3 protein-coding genes are annotated in these 3,792 nt (G+C 78.3%); all 3 read right to left on the bottom strand.

Annotated features, from left to right (window positions below; genetic code table 11):
- The coding region (locus L7D48_RS27185; RefSeq protein WP_256463315.1) for an ABC transporter transmembrane domain-containing protein at nucleotides 1-1,018 on the bottom strand (1,018 nt) is incomplete at its 3' end.
- The gene (locus L7D48_RS27190) at nucleotides 1,015-2,754 is read right to left on the bottom strand and encodes an ABC transporter ATP-binding protein/permease (RefSeq protein WP_237883498.1); all 1,740 of its coding nucleotides are present in this window, start codon (nucleotides 2,752-2,754) and stop codon (nucleotides 1,015-1,017) included. The genes L7D48_RS27185 and L7D48_RS27190, both read right to left, overlap by 4 nt.
- On the bottom strand, nucleotides 2,751-3,792 hold a 1,042-nt coding region (locus tag L7D48_RS27195; RefSeq protein ID WP_237883501.1), incomplete at its 5' end, for a SagB/ThcOx family dehydrogenase. The genes L7D48_RS27190 and L7D48_RS27195, both read right to left, overlap by 4 nt.

Consider the following 3,792-nt stretch of genomic DNA (forward strand, 5'->3'; position numbering starts at 1 on the left):
GGGCGGGGGCACCCGCCGCCGCGCCGACCCTGGCGGCCGCCGCGCGCAGCGCCACGGCCTGGCTGAGCGTCCTGGCCGACTCCGCGACGGGGCCCAGGATCGACAGGGCCAGCGCCATGGCCGCCGGGGCCCACGCGCCGTGCAGCCGGCCCGAGGTCACCGACTGCGCGGCCGCGGCGACCACGCCGAGGACCGCCACCACGATGAGGAGGTCGCGGACCGCCGCGGCCACGGCCTCCCGGGTGGCCTCGGCGCGCTGGGCCTCGCCCACCTGCCGCCCCCTGTCGGCCAGCAGGCGGCGGCGTCCGGCCAGGGCGCCGAAGGCGAGCAGTTCGCGCAGCCCGTCGACGGTCTCCACCGTGTCGGCCGACAGCCGCGCGGCGGCCGCCCGGGTGCGGCCGCCGCGCGCCGCGCGTTCGCGCGCGTCGGCGAAGGGCGCGGCGGCCAGCAGCGCCGCGACCGGCAGCACGGCCGCCGGCAGCCACGGGTCCACCGCGGCGAGGACCGCCGTGCCGCCGGTGAGGACCGTTCCCGCCGCCAGGAGCTGGGCGGTGGTGTGGGCGTAGAAGAACTCCAGCGCCTCCACGTCCGCCATGGCGGTCGCGGCGAGGTCGCCGCTGCGCCGGCCCGCGATGCGGGCGGGGGCGCTGCGGGCGAGTCCGTCGAAGACCCTCACGCGCAGTGCGGCCAGCACCCGGTAGGCCAGGTCGTGGGAGAGGTCCATCTCGCGCCAGGTGGCCAGGGCGCGCACCAGGACGAGGGTGACGAGCACGGTGACGGTGGCGGCCGAGGGGGCGTGTCCTTCGATGACGGCCGCCCCCACGGTGTGCGCGGCCAGGGTCAGCAGCGCGACCAGCGAGCCCTGTTCGACGAGCGCGGCGGCGCAGGTGCGCGCCGCCATGGCGCGGTGCCCGGCGAGGGCGGGGAGCAGTGCGCGCAGCGAACCGCGTGCGGGCGCGTACGCGCCGTCGGCGCCGGTGGTGGTGTCGGTCGCGGTGGTACCGGTCGCGGTGCTCATGCGGCGACTCCTCCCCGGTGGGCGCGGCCGGCCTCGACCAGCCGCGCGTAGACGCCCCCGGCCTCGGCCAGGCCGGCGTGCTCGCCGACGGCGTCCACCCGCCCCCGGTCGAGGACGACGATGCGGTCGGCGTGCCGGACGGCCGAGAGCCGGTGGGCGACCACCAGGACGGTCCGGCCGCTCGCGGCGTTCACCAGTCGGTGGACGATCTGTGCCTCCCGGCGTTCGTCGACCGAGCTGGTGGCCTCGTCGAGGACGAGCACCGGTGCGTCGGCCAGCAGGGCCCGCGCCAGTGCCAGCCGCTGGCGCTGGCCGCCGGACAGGGTGGCGCCGCGCTCGCCGAGGACGGTGGCGTAGCCGTCGGGGAGGGCGGTGATCTCGTCGTGGACGCCGGCGGCGCGCGCCGCGTCCGCCAGTTCGCCGTCCGTGGCGTCCGGCCGGGCCAGGCGCAGGTTGGCGGCGATGGTGTCGTGGAAGAGGTAGGTCTCCTGGGAGACCACGGCGATGCCCTGCCTCAGCGAGTCCAGCGCGTATCCGGTCGTGGGGATCCCGTCGAGGGTGATCCGGCCCGTCTGCGGGTCGTGGTGGCGCAGGAGCAGTGCCAGGAGTGTGGTCTTGCCGGCGCCGGAGGGGCCGACGATCGCGGTGGTCCGTCCGGCCGGCGCGGTGAAGGACACGCCGCGCAGGACGGGGTCCTGCGCGCCCTCGTAGGCGAACTCGACGTTCTCGAAGCGCAGTTCGGGCGATTGCGGCCAGTGCGCGGGCGCCGTCCCGGTGTCGCGGACGGCCGGCTCGGCGGTGCGCAGCGCCGCGATCCCGTCCGCGGCCGACGTCCCCAGGTATCCGGCGTGCCACTCGCGGGCCAGGTCCCGCACCGGCCGGAAGCACTCGGAGGCCAGCAGCAGCACCAGATAGGTGCCGGTCGCCGCGGTGGATCCGGTGACGGCCGACCGGCACGCCAGGAGCGCGGCGGCCGCGGTGCCGCCCTGGACGGCCAGATCGGTGATGCCGGTGTCGGCCAGGGACACCCGCAGTTTGGCGACCGTCGCCCGGTGCAGCGCCGCCGAGCGCCTCTCCAGCCGCTCGCGGGTGCGGCCCACCGCACCGGCGGCCCGCAGCGCGGGCATGCCCTGGAGGGCCTCCAGATAGTCGGCGCCCAGCGCCTCGTAGGTGTCCCAGTGCTCCCTGCCGCGTCTGGCCAGCAGCCGGTCCCAGGCGCGCGGCCCGAACAGGGCGAGCAGCAGGGCGGGGACGAGACCGAGGAGCGCCGCCGGTTCCACGGCGGCCAGGAGAGCGAGCACCAGGGGCGGCACGGTGAAGGTGACCAGGAGCTGGGGCAGGTAGCGGGAGACGTACGCGTCGACTCCCTCCACACCGTCGACGAGGGTGGTGCGCACCGCCCCGGCGCGGGCCGTGGTCAGGTGCGCGGATCCCAGCCGGCCGAGGCGGCAGAGGAGTTCGTCCCGCAGTGCCACCCTCACCCGGGCTCCGGCGCGGGTGGCGGTGCGCCGCTGCCGGACGGCGAGCCCGGCGCGGAGGGCGACGGCGGCGAGTACGGCGGCCAGCAGCCACGGGAGCCTGCCGGTCTGCCCTCGTGCCAGGTCGGCGAGCGCGACGGCCAGCAGCGCGGCCTGCGCCAGGTGGGTGAGGGTGACGGCGCCCTGCAGGAGGGTGGCCGCCAGCAGGGGGCGCCGTGCGCGCAGTGCGGCACGGCGCAGTTCGGGGTGGACGATCACGTGGTGTTCTCCTCGTCGGCGTGGCGGGTGCCGAGGGCCAGTGCGTGGACGATCCAGTCCCGGCCCGGCGCGCCGCCGAGGGCGGCGCCGAGGTCCGCCTGCTGCCAGGAGCCGACGGGCCGGGCGGCCAGACCGTGGCGCAGGGCGGCCAGCTGGGCCAGGTGGACGGCGAATCCGGCCCGCAGATGGGTGCGGCGGATGTGCGGCGCGTCGGCGTCCGCGGGGCAGCCGTGGGCGAGCAGGACGGCGCCGGCGTCGGCGATCCACGCCTGGCCCGCGGCCCAGGCCGCCAGTGTCGGGCGGGCCTCTCCGGCGGCGTACCGGCGCACCTCCGTGCCGTCGGCGGCCGGCTCGACCAGGCCGGGGTTTGGTGATCCGACGGCGGCGCACCAGCGCAGTTCGCCGCCTCCCGCCCGGCCTGCGGCGGCGAGGACGGCCCGCAGCGCGTCCGGGGGCGGGGCGCCCGTCAGCGGTGGCGGGGCGCTGCGGCGGGCCCGCAGTTCGGCGGGGGTGTGTGCGTCCCGCGGCGGTGCGCCGCCGGGCGGGGGGATGCGCACCGCGGCGAGCGGGTTCCCGGTGAGTCCGTCCAGGTGGACCTCGGGCTCGCCGCGGCCCAGCGCGCGGGCCGCGAGGAACAGCGCCGCGGCGGCGTGCCCGGTGTCCAGCAGCAGCAGCGGCCAGGCCCGGTGGCCGTAGTGGGAGACCGTGCGCCGGGCGGTGACGGACAGTCGGGCGGTCACGCCCGGTGGTGTGCCGCCGGGAAGCCGGCCGAGTCGGTGCACGCGGTGGCGCAGCGGGTCGTAGCCGTAGCGGCCGGATGGCAGGGAGCAGCCGGTTCCCACGGCCAGTTCGGTGTCCACCGGGTGCAGCGCACCGGCGGATGGGGTGGGCCGCAGGCGCCCGGAGTCGTCCGAGGCCGCCAGGGACAGGCGCAGTACGGCGTCCAGATCGATCTCCCCCGGGGCCGCGTCCGGGATGGGCAGCGGTGGCCCGGGCCAGGTCCGGGCGGCGGGGCCGGCGGGCGCGGCCGGGCCGGGG

It is taken from the genome of Streptomyces sp. ICN903 (assembly GCF_022015835.1).
GTDB classification, from domain to species: Bacteria; Actinomycetota; Actinomycetes; order Streptomycetales; family Streptomycetaceae; genus Streptomyces; species Streptomyces fenghuangensis.